Raw genomic sequence first — 14983 nt, 5'->3', positions numbered from 1 at the left:
TATGGTAATGATTGAGATCACGGACGAGGAGACCACCATGAGCACCACCACCGTCACCGTCACCGGCATGACCTGCGGCTGCTGCACCAACAAGGTGCGCGACAAGGTCGGCGCACTGCCCGGCGTCACGGGCGTCGAGGTCGACCTGGCCACCGGCACGGTGGCGATCGACGGCACCGCACCCGAGCGCACCGCCCTCGCCGACGCCGTCACCGCGGCCGGCTTCCAGCTCGCCGACTGAACCCGAAACGGAGCATCCCGATGAACGCAACAGGCAAGTTCGCCGGTTTCACCCTCGGCCTCGCGGCGGTCTTCGGGATCGCTCTGGCCGCCGGCTCCCTGGTCGGTCCGGAACCCGCCGAACCGGCCGGGCACGGCGAACACTCGACCGCGGCGGCGCCGTCGGCCGACCTGCCCGGCGGCCTCCTCGCCTCCGATCAGGGCTACACGCTGGCCATCGACAAGCCGAGCACCACGACCGCGGCGCAGGCGCCGGTGAGCTTCCGCATCCTCGACGCCACCGGCGCACCGGTCACGAAGTACGTGACCAGCCACGACAAGGATCTGCACCTGATCGTGGTGCGGCGCGACATGGCGGGCTTCCAGCACGTGCACCCGGTGCTGGACCCGGCGGGCACCTGGTCGGTGCCGCTGAACCTGAGCCGGGGCGGTGACTACCGGGTGTTCGCCGACTTCACCCCGGCGGGCGGGTCGAACCTGACCCTCGGCGCGGACCTGCGCGTGGCGGGCAACTACGACGTGCAGGCGCTCCCGGCGCCCGCGACCACCGCCCGGGTCGGCGAGTACACCGTCACCCTCGACGGCACGGTCACGCCGGGAACGGCCTCGAACGTGACGCTGTCGGTGAGCCGCGACGGCACCCCGGTCACCGACCTACAGCCCTACCTCGGCGCCTACGGCCACTTGGTCGCCCTGCGCGCCGCCGACCTCGCCTACCTGCACGTTCACCCCGAAGGTGCCCCCGGCGACGGAGTCACCCCCGCCGGTCCCGGCATCGACTTCGTGGTGAACGCGCCGAGCGCGGGCGACTACCGCCTGTTCCTCGACTTCCAGCACCAGGGCGTGGTGCGCACGGCCGAGTTCACGGTGCGCGTCGCCCAGCCGGAGGCCACCGGCGCGAGCGATCCGGCGCCGACGACCGCACCGGCCGAACCCGGCCACGGGCACTGACGTAGCCCGTCGGCAAACCCTCAGCAAGAATCGATACCAGGAACGAACGGAGCACCCCATGACCACCGTGACGCAACCACCGGGCACCGGCCAGGTAGAACTGGTGATCGGTGGCATGACCTGCGCTTCCTGCGCGAACCGGATCGAGAAGAAGCTCAACAAGCTCGACGGGGTCACCGCGACGGTCAACTACGCGACCGAGAAGGCCAGGGTCGACGTCACCGGCGACATCTCCCCCGAGGAGCTGATCGCCACCGTCGAGCAGGCCGGCTACACCGCGGCGCTGCCCGCGCCGAAGCAGGCCGAGCCCACCGACGACGCGGCCGTCGAGCCCGACCCGACCGCCTCACTGCGAACCCGCCTGCTGGTCTCTCTGGTGCTCACCGTCCCGGTCATCGCGATGGCGATGATCCCCGCGTTGCAGTTCACCAACTGGCAGTGGCTCTCGCTGACGCTGGCCGCGCCGGTCGTCGTGTGGGGCGCGCTGCCCTTCCACCGGGCGGCCTGGACCAACCTCGAGCACGGCACCGCCACCATGGACACGCTGGTGTCGATGGGCACGCTCGCCGCTTTCGGCTGGTCGCTGTACGCCCTGTTCTGGGGTACCGCGGGCACGCCGGGGATGAAGCACCCGTTCGAATTCACCATCGCGCGGATGGACGGCACCGGCAGCATCTACCTGGAGGCCGCGGCGGGGGTCACCACGTTCATCCTGGCCGGGCGCTACTTCGAGGCCCGTTCCAAGCGACGGGCGGGAGCCGCGCTGAAGGCGCTGCTGGAGCTGGGCGCCAAGGACGTCGCGGTCCTGCGCGACGGCGTGGAGACCCGGATTCCGGTGGAGCGGCTGGCCGTCGGTGACGAGTTCATCGTGCGGCCCGGCGAGAAGATCGCCACCGACGGTGTGGTGACCGAGGGCAGTTCGGCGGTCGACGCCTCCATGCTGACCGGCGAATCCGTGCCGGTCGAGGTCGGCGCGGGCGACGCGGTGACCGGCGCGACCGTCAATGTCGGCGGACGGCTTCTGGTGCGCGCCACCAGGATCGGCGCCGACACCCAGCTCGCCCAGATGGCCCAGCTCGTCGAGGACGCGCAGACCGGCAAGGCCCAGGCCCAGCGCCTGGCCGACAAGATCTCCGGCATCTTCGTTCCGATCGTCATCGCGCTGGCCGTGGCCACCCTCGGCTTCTGGCTCGGCACCGGCGGCGCGATCGCGGCGGCCTTCACCGCCGGCGTCGCGGTGCTGATCATCGCCTGCCCGTGCGCCCTCGGCCTGGCCACCCCGACCGCGCTGATGGTCGGCACCGGGCGCGGCGCCCAGCTCGGCATCCTGATCAAGGGGCCCGAGGTACTGGAATCGACCCGCAAGGTCGACACCATCGTGCTGGACAAGACCGGCACCGTCACCACCGGCAAGATGACCCTGCTCGACGTGTTGCCCGCCGAGGGCGAGGAGCGCGGCCGAGTACTGGAACTGGCGGGCGCGCTGGAAGATTCGTCGGAGCACCCGATCGCCCAGGCGATCGCCAAGGCCGCGCAGGACGAGTTCGGCACGCTGCTGCCGGTGGAGGGTTTCGCCAATGTCGAGGGCCTCGGCGTGCAGGGCGTGGTGAACGGTTCCGCGGTGATCGTCGGCCGGGCCCGGCTGCTGGCCGACTGGTCGCAGCCGCTGCCCGAGGCGCTGGAAACCGCGATGACGGAGGCGGAGTCGGCGGGCAAGACCGCCGTGGCGGTCGGCTGGGACGGTAAGGCACGCGGCGTGCTCGTCGTGGCCGACGCGGTGAAACCGACCTCGGCGCAGGCCATCGCGCAGTTCCGCGCGCTGGGGCTGACCCCGATCCTGCTGACCGGCGACAACGCCCGCGCGGCCCGCACCATCGGTGACGAGGTCGGCATCGACGAGGTGATCGCCGAGGTGCTGCCGCAGGACAAGGTCGACACGGTCAAGCGGCTGCAGGCCGAGGGCAAGGTCGTCGCGATGGTCGGTGACGGCGTCAACGACGCGGCCGCCCTGGCCCAGGCCGATCTGGGCCTGTCGATGGGCACCGGCACCGATGTCGCCATCGAGGCCAGCGACCTGACCCTGGTCCGGGGCGACCTGCGCGCCGCCGCCGACGCGATCCGCCTGTCGCGCCGCACCCTGGCCACCATCAAGGGCAACCTGTTCTGGGCCTTCGCCTACAACGTGGCGGCCATCCCGCTGGCCATGGCGGGCCTGCTCAACCCGATGCTGGCCGGCGCCGCCATGGCGTTCAGCTCGGTGTTCGTGGTGAGCAACAGCCTGCGGTTGCGGCGATTCAAGTCGACGGCGCACTAGTCGACGACGAGCGCGGGGGCGTCATCCGGGATTCCGGGTGGCGCCCCCTTCTCGTTCGTCAGGGGGTGACGATGGCGAACGCCGGATCGAACTCGTCGAGGACACCGGCGAGGGTATCGAGCACCGTGGCATCGCCGTCGAGGGTGATCTTGCCGCCGGCGGCGAGTTGCTGCGCCGAACCGGGTTTCAGCAGTACCGCGGTCAGTGCGGGCTTCGCCCCCGAGACCGTGAGCTGAGGGTCGCCGAAACGTCCGCGGCGGGCATTGAGCACGCCGCGGCGGATCCACATCGTCCATCGCGCGTCGTGATCGGTGAAGTCGAAGACGATCCGCAGGTCGACATCGGCGGCCTTCTCGCCGATCACGTGCACCGACACGAAATCGAAGAGGATGTCGATGGGCATCGCCAGCACGCTGTCCGCACTGGCCGTCACATAGGGCGGCGGCTGGACACCGTCGCGCAATTCCAGCGCGGCGGTCAGGAATATCCCGCGCCATTGCGGACCCTCGGCCTGGTACCCCATCTGCTCATAGGCGTCGGCCTGCAAGTCCTTGGCGCGCTGATTGTCCGGCTGGGCGAAGACGAGTTTGTGCAGAATCTCCGCGGCCCAGCGATAGTCGGCCGCCGCGATCGCACGCTCGCCCTCGGCGAGAATCTTGTCCGCACCGGCGAATTCGACGAAACGGCGGGCCGCCTCGACCGGCGGATGCGGGTGCAGCGAGACCGGATCGCCGTCCCACATGCCCAGCTCCTTGGCGTACACCGCGCGCACGTCGTGGTGCAGGGTGCCGTGATAGCCGCGATTGGCCCAGTCGCGGCGCAATTGCTCGGGCAGCTCGATCACCTCGGCGGCCTCCAGCGGGGTGTAGCCCTTGTTGGCCAGTCGCAGCGCCTGGTCGTGAATGAATTTGTAGGTGTCGCGCTGGGATTCGAGGAATCCGGTGACGTTGTCGTTGCCCCAGACCGGCCAGGTGTGCGGGCCGTAATGCACCTCTACCTCGTCGCCCCACCGCTCCAGAGTCTCGTCGAGATAGCGCGCGAAATTCCGGGCGTCGCGCGTGCGCGCTCCGCGCAGGGTCTGGATGTTGTGCAGCGAGTGATTGGCGTTCTCGGCGCAGGTGAGCGCCTTCAGCTGGGGAATCCAGATGTGCATCTCCTCCGGGGCCTCGGTATCGGGCGCGTACAGGAATTCCATCTCGATACCGGCGATCTCGCGTTTGGTTCCGGTCTCGGTGATCAGATCGGTCGGCGAGATATAGGACACGATCGGGCCTTTGGTGGCCGCGATCCCGATACCGCAGCTGACGAATCCCCGCGGCCCCGGCGGCAGCATCGAGCCGAAGGCGTAGAAACTGCGCCGGGCCATCGCATTACCGGCTACCACGTTCTCGCCGATCGCGTACTTGTCGAACTGATGGCCCGGGGCGATGATCGGCACCTTGCCCGAGGCCACGTCCTCGGCCGAGATCACGCCTTTCACGCCGCCGTAGTGGTCGATGTGGGTGTGGGTGTAGACGACAGCCGCGACCGGTTTGTCGGTGACGTGCTCGCGCAGCAGCTTCATCGCCTGCTCGGCGGACTCGACACCGGCCATGCAGTCGATGACGATGAGGCCGTCCTCGCCCTCGACGATGGTGAGATTCGCGATGTCGTTGTTGCGGACCTGGTAGACCCCCTTGGTGACTTCGAAGAGCCCACCGAGGCTGATCAGCTGCGACTGGCGCCACAGGCTGGGATTCACCGAATCCGGGGTCGGCGGATCGCCGTCGAGGTAGTCGAAGTCCGCCGGATCGAAGACGACCTTCGACGGATCGGTGTCGGAGTACACCGGACCCGGCAACTCCGCGATCAGGCCCTGCCGCGCGGCGGCGTAGTCCGCGCGGTTGTCCATGTCGTAGAGCTGGGTCGCCGCGCGGTTGGCCGCGGTGGTCGCCTCGCTCGGGTCCTTCGGGTGCTGCCCCATTGCTGCTCCTCGGCTCGGGATCGGCTGCTGAGGTCCAGCCTGGGCGAGCCGGGGAGCGCGCGAATCACCCGTCTCGGGTGATTCGCGGGGTCAGAAGGTGGTCTGGCTGTCGGCGGAGATGGTGAAGCCGTGGCCCGCCGCGTCGCAGCGGACGCCCTGCCGGCTGGAGGTGCAGGCGACGCCGCGCACGACGAGGGTGTCGCCGTAGTGCAGGGTGGCGCCGCCGCCCTTGTTGGTGCCGTCCACCGGGGAGCCGACGAAGATGCCCTGGCTGGTGCACAGGAACTCCGTCTTGCCGCCGACGGTGTGCACGGCGACCTTGCGGTCGGGGGCGTCGTCGCAGTTGGGCAGTTGCGGCGGAATGACATTCGCCTTCGCCAGCTGGCAGCCGACGCCGAACGGGGCGTCGGCGAGGATGCCGCACATGATGTTGCCGGTCGGTGATTGGAAGTAGAAGTTGTCGCGCTGCTGGTAGTCGCGGGCGTCGACGGTGGCGTCGTCGCGCGAGGGCAATCCGGTGGGCGCCGCCGTCGGGACGGCGGTGGCCGGGCTGGGCACGATGACCGGTGGGGTATCCGGGGCGCCGGTGCCGCTCGGCTGGGCGACGGCAGACTGGGTGACGGTGGTCTGCGCGGTCGAACCCTGATCGCCGGCGCACGCGGCCAGTCCCCCCGCCGACGCCACCAGCGCTGCCACCACGATCGCTGATCTCATGATCTCTCCCCTCGATGTCCTCCCGACCCATCGAAGGAAGAATCGACGGCAGGAACGGATTCGTTTCCTCCGCTCAGGAACCGTGACCCACCCGAGGTGAGCCCGTGACCACAGCTCAGCGCGTCTGGTACGCCGCGTACGGCTCCAACATGCTTGCCGCGCGGTTCGCCTACTACCGCGACGGCGGCACCCCGCCGGGCACAGCGCACCCCTACCCCGGCTTCCGCGACCGCACCCCACCGGCGGCGACGATGCCGCTGACCCTGCCGGGGAGCCTGTATTTCGCCTGGCAGAGCCCGGTCTGGACCGGCGGCGTCGCCTTCTACGCCGACCGCCCGGCCACCGGCTGGCCGATCGGCGTCGCGGCGCGCGGGTACCTGCTCACCGTCGGCCAGTTCGGCGATCTGCTCGCCCAGGAGATGTACCGGACACCGAGCGCCGACTTCGACCTCGCGTCGGTGCTCGCGACGGGCTCGGTCCGGCTGGGGCGCGGCCGGTACGAGACCGTGGTGCACGCCGGGACCCTCGACGGCGCGCCGATCCTCACCTTCACCGCGCCGTGGCGGCCGGAAACGGTTGACCTGCAACGACCATCGGCTCGCTATGTGGCCATGATCGCCGCCGGACTGCGCGCCTCGCACGGCTGGGACACCGACCACGTCGTCGGCTATCTGGCGGCGCTGCCCGGCATCGCCGCGCGGTGGCACGAGCCCGAGCTGCGCGCGGCGGTCACCGGCGGACCCGGCCTCGAGCTGCCGGAATGACCGAGGGCGTTTCGCCGGACGGTCTGCGGGTGGACAATCGAACCAGGGAGCATGACCGTCCGGGAGCGGGTGCATGGACTGGTTCACGGCGCCGGAGTACTGGCAGGGCAGGCTGATCTTCCAGCGTGGCCTGGCGGTCGTCTACGCGCTCGCGTTCCTCGGCGCCGCGCTGCAATTCCGGGCGCTGCTCGGCGAACGCGGGATGCTGCCGGTGCCGCGTTTCCTGGCGCGGACCCCGTTCCGGCGGGCGCCGAGTCTGTTCCAGCTGCACTATTCCGATCGCGCCTACGCCGCGGTGGCCTGGTCGGGGGTGGCGGTGGCGGTCGCGGTCGCCGTGGGGGCCGCCGATCTGGTGCCGCTGTGGGGGTCGATGGCGCTGTGGTTCGTGCTGTGGGTGCTGTATCTGTCGATCGTCAATGTCGGGCAGGCCTGGTACGCCTTCGGCTGGGAAGCACTGCTGCTCGAGGCCGGTTTTCTGGCGATCTTCCTGGGCAACGACACCGTCGCGCCGCCGCTGCTCGTCCTGTTCGCCGCGCGCTGGCTGCTGTTCCGGGTGGAGTTCGGCGCCGGGCTGATCAAGATGCGCGGGGACCGGTGCTGGCGCGACCTGACCTGCCTGTACTACCACCACGAGACCCAGCCGATGCCCGGTCCGCTGAGCTGGTTCTTCCACCAGCTGCCGCGACCACTGCACCGGGTGGAGGTCGCGGCCAATCACTTCGCGCAGCTGGTGGTGCCGTTCGGGTTGTTCGCGCCGCAACCGGTGGCGAGCGTGGCGGCGGGCATCGTCATCGTCACCCAGCTGTGGCTGGTGCTGTCCGGCAATTTCGCCTGGCTGAACTGGGTGACGCTGCTGCTGGCCACGACGGTGGTCGACGGGCGGGTCTATCCGATGCTGCCCGACGCGCCCGAGGCGCAGCCGCCACCTGCCTGGTTCACCGGCGCGGTGTTCGGCTATGTCGGGCTGGTCGCCGTGCTGAGCTATCAGCCGGTCGTCAATCTGCTGTCCTCGCGTCAGGCCATGAACGCCTCGTTCGACCCGTTGCACCTGGTCAACACCTACGGCGCCTTCGGCAGCATCACCCGGGTCCGGCACGAGATCGTGCTCGAGGGCACCGATGCCACCGAGCTCACCCCGGACACGCGGTGGCGCGAGTACGAGTTCAAGGGCAAACCGGGCGATCCGCGCCGCCTGTCCCGCCAGTGGGCGCCGTACCACCTGCGCCTGGACTGGCTGATGTGGTTCGCCGCGCTGTCGCCCGCCTACGCCAGGGCGTGGGCGCTGCCGCTGGCCCTGCGCCTGCTCCGCAACGACCCCGACACCCTGCGCCTGCTGCGGCACTGCCCCTTCCCGGACGCCCCACCGCACTACCTGCGCGCCCGGCTCTACGAGTACCACTTCAGCTCGCCCGAAGAACTGTTCCGGCAGCGGATCTGGTGGCGGCGCAGCCTGATCGGCGACTACCTGCCGCCGGTGACCTACGAGCGGATCACGCGGCGCTGAGAACGCGGAAAGCCCGGTGCGACAGAGTGTCGACCGGGCTTTTCGTGGAGCGGATGACGAGATTCGAACTCGCGACCCTCACCTTGGCAAGGTGATGCGCTACCAGCTGCGCTACATCCGCACGCCGTGCGAGGCCCGTTCCGGGATCGCCGGGGGCTTCGTCGTGCGAGAAGGAACTCTAGCGCGTCGGCCGCGAAAAACGAAATCCGTGCGCACGGCCGACGGGCGGGAGCGGTGAGGTCAGCGTGGGGCGCGGCGGATGCCGATCAGCAGCAGGACCGACGCGGCCCAGGCAAGCACCCAGGGCGCCGGTTCGAAGATCAGCGCGCAGCCGGCGGTCCAGACCGGCAACGACCAGGCCAGATAGGTCGGCGGCGCGATCGCGCACGTATGCTTCCACGGGTTTCGCCCGCCCGCACCCGATCCCTCGGGGATGGCCGCCAGGCCATACCGGTGTCCTCGACCCGGGCCGAGGCACCGACGACAGGCACCGCCGCACGGCGGCGCACCCGCCGTTAAGCGCTCGCCAAGGTTCCGGAATCCCTTGCCGGGAAAGCTCTTTCCCAGTCCGGTGGTCGCCACCGGCACTAGGGAGGAACGGGATGAAGACTCTGGGACCGGTCGCGGCGGGCATCGCCGCGATTACCGTGACGATCATGGGCGCGGGCCCGGCGCACGCGGACTTCACCGACGCGGTGGAGTTCACCGACAGCGGCGAGAACGTCGAGGAGGGCGAGTTCGGCGAGTACGCGATCGACCGGAACAACCCGGGCTCGTGCCTGGTGGTGCAGAACCACACCGGCGGGCGGGTGACGGTACGGCTGAATTACCCGACCAGCCAGGGCAAATGGATCTTCGCCCACGACGACGTGGGCGTGCTGACCCGCAACAACCGGGTGGTGACCTCGCCGTCCGGACGCTGGAGCGTGCGGACCAACCCGCCGATCGTGTTCCACTGGGTCTACGACGGCGACCTGAACGACCGTAAGGGCTGCAACGGATCCTGGGTGCTGACCATGAACTGATCCGGGACTCGGCACGGCCGCGCGAAGGCGCGGCGATGATCGGCGACCCACCCGCGCGGCAGGCTGCCCGCGCCGACTCGCTGCCGGATACCGCGCTGAGGGCGCGGCGCCGGGAGCGAGTCGGTCGGGATCAGGCTTCCGGCTGCTCCCGCTGGGCGGCCTTGCGGGCGAGGCGCTCCGCGGCCTCGGCGTCGTCGAGTGCGGTGGCCTCTTCCAGGGTCGGGGCGCTGCCGCCGAGGCGACGCGGGACCCAGTAGGCGCCGGGCTCGTGCTCGTAGGATTCCTGCAATTCGGCCAGCAGCCCCTGCATCGTGCTCCGGAGCTGGGCGGTCAGCTCGGTGGCCGGTTCGTACGGCTTGATCGGGGCGCCGACCGCGATCGAGATGGGGGTGTTGGTGCGGCCGAGGCGCTTGGGGAAGCCCTTGGTCCAGACGCGCTGGGCGCCCCAGATGACGATCGGGATGATCGGGACGTCGGCCTCGAGTGCCATCCGGGCCGCGCCGGACTTGAATTCCTTGATCTCGAAGCTGCGGCTGATGGTGGCCTCGGGGTAGACGCCGACCAGCTCGCCTGCTCGCAGGTACTTCACCGCCGACTTGTAGGAGTCGGCGCCCGCGGTGCGGTCCACGGGGATGTGTTTGAGGGCGCGCATGATCGGGCCGGAGATGCTGTTGTCGAACACCTCCTGTTTGGCCATGAACCTGATGTAGCGACCAGGTGTGCGCGCGGGCAGTCCCGCGTAGGTGAAGTCCATGTAGCCGGTGTGGTTGATCGCCACCACGGCACCACCGGACGCGGGGATGTTCTCCGCGCCTTTCACGGTGAACTTCAGACCTTCGAGGAAGAAGACGGTTCGGGCCAGGCCGATGATCGACCGGTAGACGGGTTCCACAATTCAGCTAGCGTAGTCGCAGATCGTGCCACGGCCCAGGAATGAGGAACGTCGTAGTGGAACGCGCGCAGCCGACCCCGCCTGCTCTGCCCCGTCCCCGCCCGCACCGCGCCGTCGCGCTGGCCGCGGGACTCACCGTCACCGCGGCGCTGATCGCCGGGTGCGATTCGGTCTCCGGCATCCCCGGTGACGATCCGGCACCGGCGGGCACCACGACCGCGACGGCACCTCCGACCACGTCCACCGCCACCCAGGCGATCGCCCCCGGCGAACCGGCGCCGACGAAGGCCACCACCCCGCTGCCCGCCGACGCGCCGCAGGTCGGCGCGGTGCCCGGCGACGCCGACGCGGTGACCGCGGTCCGCCGCTGGGCCGCCGACCTGCAGACGAGCACGGTCGCCGAACTGCAGGCCACGTGCTGGACCATCCCGCCGCGCACGGTCGCCGACATGTACGCCGACCCGCAGTCGATCCTCGCCGCGCTCGGCCAGCCCGGCACCGCGACCGCCGACACCGTCACCTGGCGAAACCGCACCACCACCGTCACCGTGGAGCGCGATGCCGTCGCCACCGGTTACGCCTGTGGCCGGGTGTTCGCGGCAGGCGTCGAGCCCGGTTACGACGAAGCCGATGCCCGCCACACCGTCCGCCGCTACCTCGCGCGCGCCACCGGCAAACCGCTCGATCCGGCCGACATCGAAGACACCCATCCGCTGACCTGCAAGGCAAGCCTAACCACCTGGGATCCCCAGGGCACTGGCAACCCCACAGCACCCCCACTGGCCGGCGACTCGGGCAAAGTAGGCAATGTCACCTCCTTCACCGGTGACGAGCTACGATCCGACCAGGTTCGCGGCGACTACCTGGCAGTTCATGTCCCGGTGACCACCTCGCCGGGGGGCACGCGGGTGCGGACTTTCACCGTGGTACCGACCGCCGAGGGCTACTGCATCGGTGACGTCACGGTTTAGCCACTACCCTGGTTGGCTGGTCCGCCGGAGCAGCCAGGGTCCGGAGGCGGCAGCTTGCGTGACCACGCAGGGCCCCCGATCCGGCGAATCAGATACTGGTAGGAGGAAACAGCTCGTGCAGATCACCAGCGTCGGACACGCAGGCTTCCACATCCGAACCACGGCCGGGACGATCCTGTGCGACCCCTGGGTCAATCCCGCGTATTTCGCCTCGTGGTTCCCGTTCCCGGACAACTCCCAGCTCGATTGGGAGTCGCTCGGCGATGTCGACTACCTGTATGTCTCGCACCTGCATCGCGACCACTTCGACGCCGCGCATCTGCGCAAGTACGTCAACAAGGACGCCACGATCCTGCTGCCGGACTACCCGGTGCCGGATCTGCGCCGCGAGCTCGAGGCGCTGGGCTTCACCAAGTTCTTCGAGACCGAGGACTCGGTCAAGCACACCGTCACCGGCCCCAAGGGCTCGCTCGACATCATGATCGTGGCGCTGCGGGCGCCCGCCGACGGCCCGATCGGCGACTCCGGCATTCTCATCTCCGACGGTGAGACCACCTGCTTCAACATGAACGACGCGCGCCCGGTGGACATGGACGTCATCCACGAGGCGTTCGGCGACATCGACATCCACCTGCTCCAGTACTCCGGCGCCATCTGGTACCCGGCCGTCTACGACATCCCGGCCCGCACCAAGGCCAACTTCGGCAAGCAGAAGCGGCAGCGCGGCATGGACCGCGCCCGCTCCTACATCGAGCAGGTCGGCGCGACCTGGGTGGTGCCCTCGGCGGGCCCGCCGGTGTTCCTCGACGACGAACTGCGCTACCTCAACGACGACCGCGGCGAGGAAGGCAACATCTTCCCCGACCAGATCGTGTTCCTCGAGCAGATGGAGATCCACGGCAACGCCGGTGGCATCCTGATGATCCCGGGCTCGGTCGCCGACGTGCGCGGCAAGGAGCTCGACCTCGCGCACCCCTTCGATCCGGACCGGATCTACGGCGACAAGGCCGCCTACATCGCGGAGATGGCCGAGCGGTTCGCACCCGTGCTGGCCGCCGAGAAGGCATCCTGGGAGACCGGCGAGGGCTCGCTGCTCGAGCCGCTGCGCGAGCTGTTCGAGCCGATCATGAAGCAGTCGGCGCTGATCAGCGACGGCATCGGGTACCCGGTCGGCCTGGTCATCGGCGACGAGACCGTGGTGCTGGACTTCCCGCACCGCACCGTCCGCGCGCCGATCGAGGGCGAGGGCCGCTACCGCTACGGCTTCCGGATCGCTCCCGAGCTGGTCCGCACCGTGCTGCGCGACAACGAGCCGGACTGGGTCAACACGATCTTCCTGTCCACCCGCTTCCAAGCGTGGCGCATCGGCGGCTACAACGAGTTCCTCTACACCTTCTTCAAGTGCCTCACCGACGAGCGCATCGCCTACGCCGACGGCTGGTTCGCCGAGGCCCACGACGACTCCGCCGTCACCGAACTCGACGGCTGGGAAGTCCAGCGCCGCTGCCCCCACCTCAAGGCCGACCTCTCCAAATTCGGTGTGGTGGAAGGCAACAACCTGACCTGCAACCTGCACGGCTGGCAGTGGGACCTGGAATCGGGCCGCTGCAAGACCTCCAAGGGCCACGAGCTGCGCTCGCGCAAGCTCTGACTCCGGATTCCGAACGGGCGGGACGGCTTTCGTCCCGCCCGTTTCGTCTGTCCACCCGCCTGTCCACTGTTTGCATAACTTGCAAACTGCCAATCTTCGGACAATTCCGGGTCGATTCGGCCGACGGAACTCCCGCCACTGACCTAGCGTCACCATCGACGGTCAACCGCTCCGATTCGGAAGGAAATCCCTTGGCGGACATGGATATCGCACTCAAGGAAATGATGCTGCTCGACGGGGCGCTCGGCGCCTGCATCGTCGACTACACCAGCGGCATGACCCTCGGCGCGCTCGGCGGATCCAAGACCCTGGATCTACAGGTCGCCGCCGCGGGCAACACCGAGGTGCTGCGCGCCAAGGTCCGCACCATGGAGCAGCTCGGCATCGACGACGGAATCGAGGACGTGCTCATCACCCTCAGCGGGCAGTACCACCTGATCCGGCCCTCCAAGGCGCGCCGGGCCAAGGGCCTGTTCCTCTACCTCGCCATGGACCGCGCCCGCGGCAATCTCGCGCTCGCTCGCCGTCGCCTCGCCGACATCGACGCCGAGCTCGAGATCTAGCCGTTCGTGCCGGGGACACAGCGGCCGCTGTATCAGATGAAGGCCGACTTCTTCAAAACCCTCGGGCATCCCGTGCGGATTCGCGTGCTCGAACTGTTGAGCGCGCGGCCACATGTGGTCGCGGAGATCCTGCCCGAGGTCGGCGTCGAGGCGGCGACCCTGTCCCAGCAGCTGTCGGTGCTGCGGCGGGCCGGATTGGTGACCTCGCGCCGAGACGGGCAGTCGGTCACCTACGCACTCACCTCACCGGAGGTCGCCGAGCTGCTCGCGGTCGCGCGCGGCATTCTGACCGGCGTGGTCGCGGTGCAGGTCGAAGCGCTCGGGCCCGCGGTCCACTGATCGCGGTTCCCTGACCGGGCTCGGATCGCGCCCGGTCAGGGCTCGTCCCGGCCCGCCACGTGGGCGGCGTACTCCAGGATGCGCAAGGTGTGCACGGCGTCGCGGGGGTCGACCGGGACCGGGGCATCGTCGAGGAGGGCGGCGGCCATGCCGGCGTAGAAGGCGGGGTAGTCACCGGGCACGGTGGGAACGGCCCGCAGGTCGTCGCCCGCGCCGAAGGTACCCCAGCGGTCCGGCGGGACTGTGCCCCAACCCGGTTCGCCGTCATCGGGTCGGCGGCCCGCGCGCAGGTCGTCCTCCTGCGGATCCAGACCGTGGACGGTGTAGCCGCTGGTGGAGCCGAGCACGCGCAGCCGGGGGCCCAATTGTGGTGCGACGGCGCTCATCCACAGCTGGGAGCGGGTGCCGCAGGCGTGGGTGAGGGCGATGAAGGCGTCGTCGTCGGCCTGGACGCCGGGGCGGCGGCGGTCGAGTTCGGCATAGACCTCGGTGACCGGGCCGAACAGGGTCAGGGCCTGGTCGACCAGGTGACTGCCGAGATCGAACAGGATGCCCGCGCCGTCGGCCGCGGTGCCCAGCTCACGCCAGCCGCCCTTGGTGACCGGACGCCACCGTTCGAACCGGGACTCGAATCGCCGCACCTCGCCGAACTCCCCCGCGTCCAGCAGCGCGCGCACCGTCAGGAAGTCGTTGTCCCAGCGGCGATTCTGGAACACGCTCAGCGCGAGTCCGGCGTCCTCGGCAGCGGTCACCACCGCGTCGGCGTCGCTGGAGGTCACCGCGAACGGCTTGTCGACCACCACGGGCAGACCCGCGGCCAGGGCCCGCAACGCCAAGGGCGCGTGACTGCTGTTGGGCGTGGCGATCACCGCCAGGTCGATTCCCGCCGGATCGGTGAACAGCTCGTCGGCGTTCGGTACCACTCGCACACCGGGATGCTCGGCCCGCGCCTTCGCCGCCCGCTCCTCGGACGAGGTCACCACCGCCGCCACCCGCAACCGTGGATCGGCGGCGATCAGCGGCGCGTGGAACACCGACCCGGCCAGGCCGTACCCGACTACCGCTACCCCGAGCTGGTCCATCGCTGTCCCT

15 protein-coding genes and 1 tRNA gene are annotated in these 14983 nt (G+C 69.6%); 10 read left to right on the top strand and 6 right to left on the bottom strand.

The window, feature by feature from the left end; all coding sequences use genetic code 11:
- Nucleotides 1–37 precede the first annotated feature (37 nt).
- From ATM97_RS08890 to ATM97_RS08880, 3 genes are read left to right on the top strand one after another with little or no spacing between them, the layout of a single operon-like run.
- On the top strand, nt 38–241 hold the full coding sequence (locus ATM97_RS08890) for a heavy-metal-associated domain-containing protein (protein ID WP_218717496.1): 204 nt from the start codon (nt 38–40) through the stop codon (nt 239–241).
- A gap of 20 nt (nt 242–261) precedes the next feature.
- A complete protein-coding gene (locus ATM97_RS08885; RefSeq protein WP_218717478.1) occupies nt 262–1191 on the top strand; it encodes a hypothetical protein in 930 nt (309 codons plus the stop codon).
- Nucleotides 1192–1249: 58 nt separating this feature from the next.
- Nucleotides 1250–3505, top strand: coding sequence for a cation-translocating P-type ATPase (locus ATM97_RS08880; RefSeq protein WP_218717477.1), 2256 nt, complete (start codon nt 1250–1252; stop codon nt 3503–3505).
- A 58-nt stretch (nt 3506–3563) separates the two neighbouring features.
- Here ATM97_RS08880 and ATM97_RS08875 read toward each other — a convergent pair whose 3' ends face one another.
- Both ATM97_RS08875 and ATM97_RS08870 read right to left on the bottom strand, forming a co-directional pair.
- Entirely contained in the window at nt 3564–5468 is a 1905-nt protein-coding gene (locus ATM97_RS08875; protein ID WP_218717476.1) for an alkyl/aryl-sulfatase, read from the bottom strand.
- 90 nt (nt 5469–5558) lie between these two features.
- On the bottom strand, nt 5559–6182 hold the full coding sequence (locus tag ATM97_RS08870) for a DUF6636 domain-containing protein (RefSeq protein ID WP_255587427.1): 624 nt from the start codon (nt 6180–6182) through the stop codon (nt 5559–5561).
- A gap of 104 nt (nt 6183–6286) precedes the next feature.
- On the opposite strand from ATM97_RS08870, the gene ATM97_RS08865 reads away from it, so the two are divergent.
- Both ATM97_RS08865 and ATM97_RS08860 read left to right on the top strand, forming a co-directional pair.
- On the top strand, nt 6287–6946 hold the full coding sequence (locus tag ATM97_RS08865; protein ID WP_218717475.1) for a histone deacetylase: 660 nt from the start codon (nt 6287–6289) through the stop codon (nt 6944–6946).
- Between the two features lie 73 nt (nt 6947–7019).
- Complete coding sequence (locus ATM97_RS08860; protein ID WP_218717474.1) at nt 7020–8450, top strand: lipase maturation factor family protein; 1431 nt, start codon at nt 7020–7022, stop codon at nt 8448–8450.
- Between the two features lie 45 nt (nt 8451–8495).
- On the opposite strand, the gene ATM97_RS08855 is transcribed toward ATM97_RS08860, so the two are convergent.
- Together ATM97_RS08855 and ATM97_RS08850 are read right to left on the bottom strand one after the other, a co-directional pair.
- Nucleotides 8496–8571, bottom strand: a tRNA-Gly gene (locus tag ATM97_RS08855).
- A gap of 119 nt (nt 8572–8690) precedes the next feature.
- Entirely contained in the window at nt 8691–9032 is a 342-nt protein-coding gene (locus ATM97_RS08850; RefSeq protein ID WP_218717473.1) for a hypothetical protein, read from the bottom strand.
- Nucleotides 9033–9052: 20 nt separating this feature from the next.
- Between ATM97_RS08850 and ATM97_RS08845 the strand changes: the two genes are divergently transcribed.
- On the top strand, nt 9053–9475 hold the full coding sequence (locus ATM97_RS08845) for a hypothetical protein (protein ID WP_218717472.1): 423 nt from the start codon (nt 9053–9055) through the stop codon (nt 9473–9475).
- Nucleotides 9476–9605: 130 nt separating this feature from the next.
- On the opposite strand, the gene ATM97_RS08840 is transcribed toward ATM97_RS08845, so the two are convergent.
- The gene (locus ATM97_RS08840; RefSeq protein WP_218717471.1) at nt 9606–10367 is read right to left on the bottom strand and encodes a 1-acyl-sn-glycerol-3-phosphate acyltransferase; all 762 of its coding nucleotides are present in this window, start codon (nt 10365–10367) and stop codon (nt 9606–9608) included.
- Between the two features lie 41 nt (nt 10368–10408).
- Here ATM97_RS08840 and ATM97_RS08835 point away from each other — a divergent pair, with 41 nt between their 5' ends.
- From ATM97_RS08835 to ATM97_RS08820, 4 genes are all read left to right on the top strand, one after another.
- Nucleotides 10409–11338: a hypothetical protein gene (locus ATM97_RS08835; protein WP_255587426.1), complete on the top strand. Its 930-nt coding sequence runs from the start codon at nt 10409–10411 to the stop codon at nt 11336–11338.
- Nucleotides 11339–11453: 115 nt separating this feature from the next.
- The gene (locus ATM97_RS08830; RefSeq protein ID WP_218717470.1) at nt 11454–12989 is read left to right on the top strand and encodes a Rieske 2Fe-2S domain-containing protein; all 1536 of its coding nucleotides are present in this window, start codon (nt 11454–11456) and stop codon (nt 12987–12989) included.
- A gap of 191 nt (nt 12990–13180) precedes the next feature.
- Nucleotides 13181–13552, top strand: coding sequence for a hypothetical protein (locus ATM97_RS08825; protein ID WP_218717469.1), 372 nt, complete (start codon nt 13181–13183; stop codon nt 13550–13552).
- A gap of 36 nt (nt 13553–13588) precedes the next feature.
- Complete coding sequence (locus ATM97_RS08820; RefSeq protein ID WP_218717493.1) at nt 13589–13891, top strand: helix-turn-helix transcriptional regulator; 303 nt, start codon at nt 13589–13591, stop codon at nt 13889–13891.
- A gap of 35 nt (nt 13892–13926) precedes the next feature.
- Here the strand turns inward: ATM97_RS08820 and ATM97_RS08815 are convergent, their stop codons facing one another.
- Nucleotides 13927–14973, bottom strand: coding sequence for a Gfo/Idh/MocA family oxidoreductase (locus ATM97_RS08815; RefSeq protein WP_218717468.1), 1047 nt, complete (start codon nt 14971–14973; stop codon nt 13927–13929).
- Nucleotides 14974–14983: the final 10 nt, after the last annotated feature.

The sequence above is a fragment of the Nocardia sp. MH4 genome, assembly GCF_019266065.1.
Taxonomy (GTDB): Bacteria; Actinomycetota; Actinomycetes; order Mycobacteriales; family Mycobacteriaceae; genus Nocardia; species Nocardia canadensis.
This window is presented reverse-complemented; position numbering and strand designations above follow the sequence as displayed.

What these genes read in the sequence shown, in the direction of transcription:
- ATM97_RS08820 (WP_218717493.1), top strand. Translation starts at nt 13,589, where the DNA reads ATGAAGGCCGACTTCTTCAAAACCCTCGGGCATCCCGTGCGGATTCGC.
- ATM97_RS08885 (WP_218717478.1), top strand. Translation starts at nt 262, where the DNA reads ATGAACGCAACAGGCAAGTTCGCCGGTTTCACCCTCGGCCTCGCGGCG.
- ATM97_RS08890 (WP_218717496.1), top strand. Translation starts at nt 38, where the DNA reads ATGAGCACCACCACCGTCACCGTCACCGGCATGACCTGCGGCTGCTGC.
- ATM97_RS08880 (WP_218717477.1), top strand. Translation starts at nt 1,250, where the DNA reads ATGACCACCGTGACGCAACCACCGGGCACCGGCCAGGTAGAACTGGTG.
- ATM97_RS08875 (WP_218717476.1), bottom strand. Translation starts at nt 5,468, where the DNA reads ATGGGGCAGCACCCGAAGGACCCGAGCGAGGCGACCACCGCGGCCAAC.
- ATM97_RS08860 (WP_218717474.1), top strand. Translation starts at nt 7,020, where the DNA reads ATGGACTGGTTCACGGCGCCGGAGTACTGGCAGGGCAGGCTGATCTTC.
- ATM97_RS08845 (WP_218717472.1), top strand. Translation starts at nt 9,053, where the DNA reads ATGAAGACTCTGGGACCGGTCGCGGCGGGCATCGCCGCGATTACCGTG.
- ATM97_RS08815 (WP_218717468.1), bottom strand. Translation starts at nt 14,973, where the DNA reads ATGGACCAGCTCGGGGTAGCGGTAGTCGGGTACGGCCTGGCCGGGTCG.
- ATM97_RS08835 (WP_255587426.1), top strand. Translation starts at nt 10,409, where the DNA reads ATGAGGAACGTCGTAGTGGAACGCGCGCAGCCGACCCCGCCTGCTCTG.
- ATM97_RS08870 (WP_255587427.1), bottom strand. Translation starts at nt 6,182, where the DNA reads ATGAGATCAGCGATCGTGGTGGCAGCGCTGGTGGCGTCGGCGGGGGGA.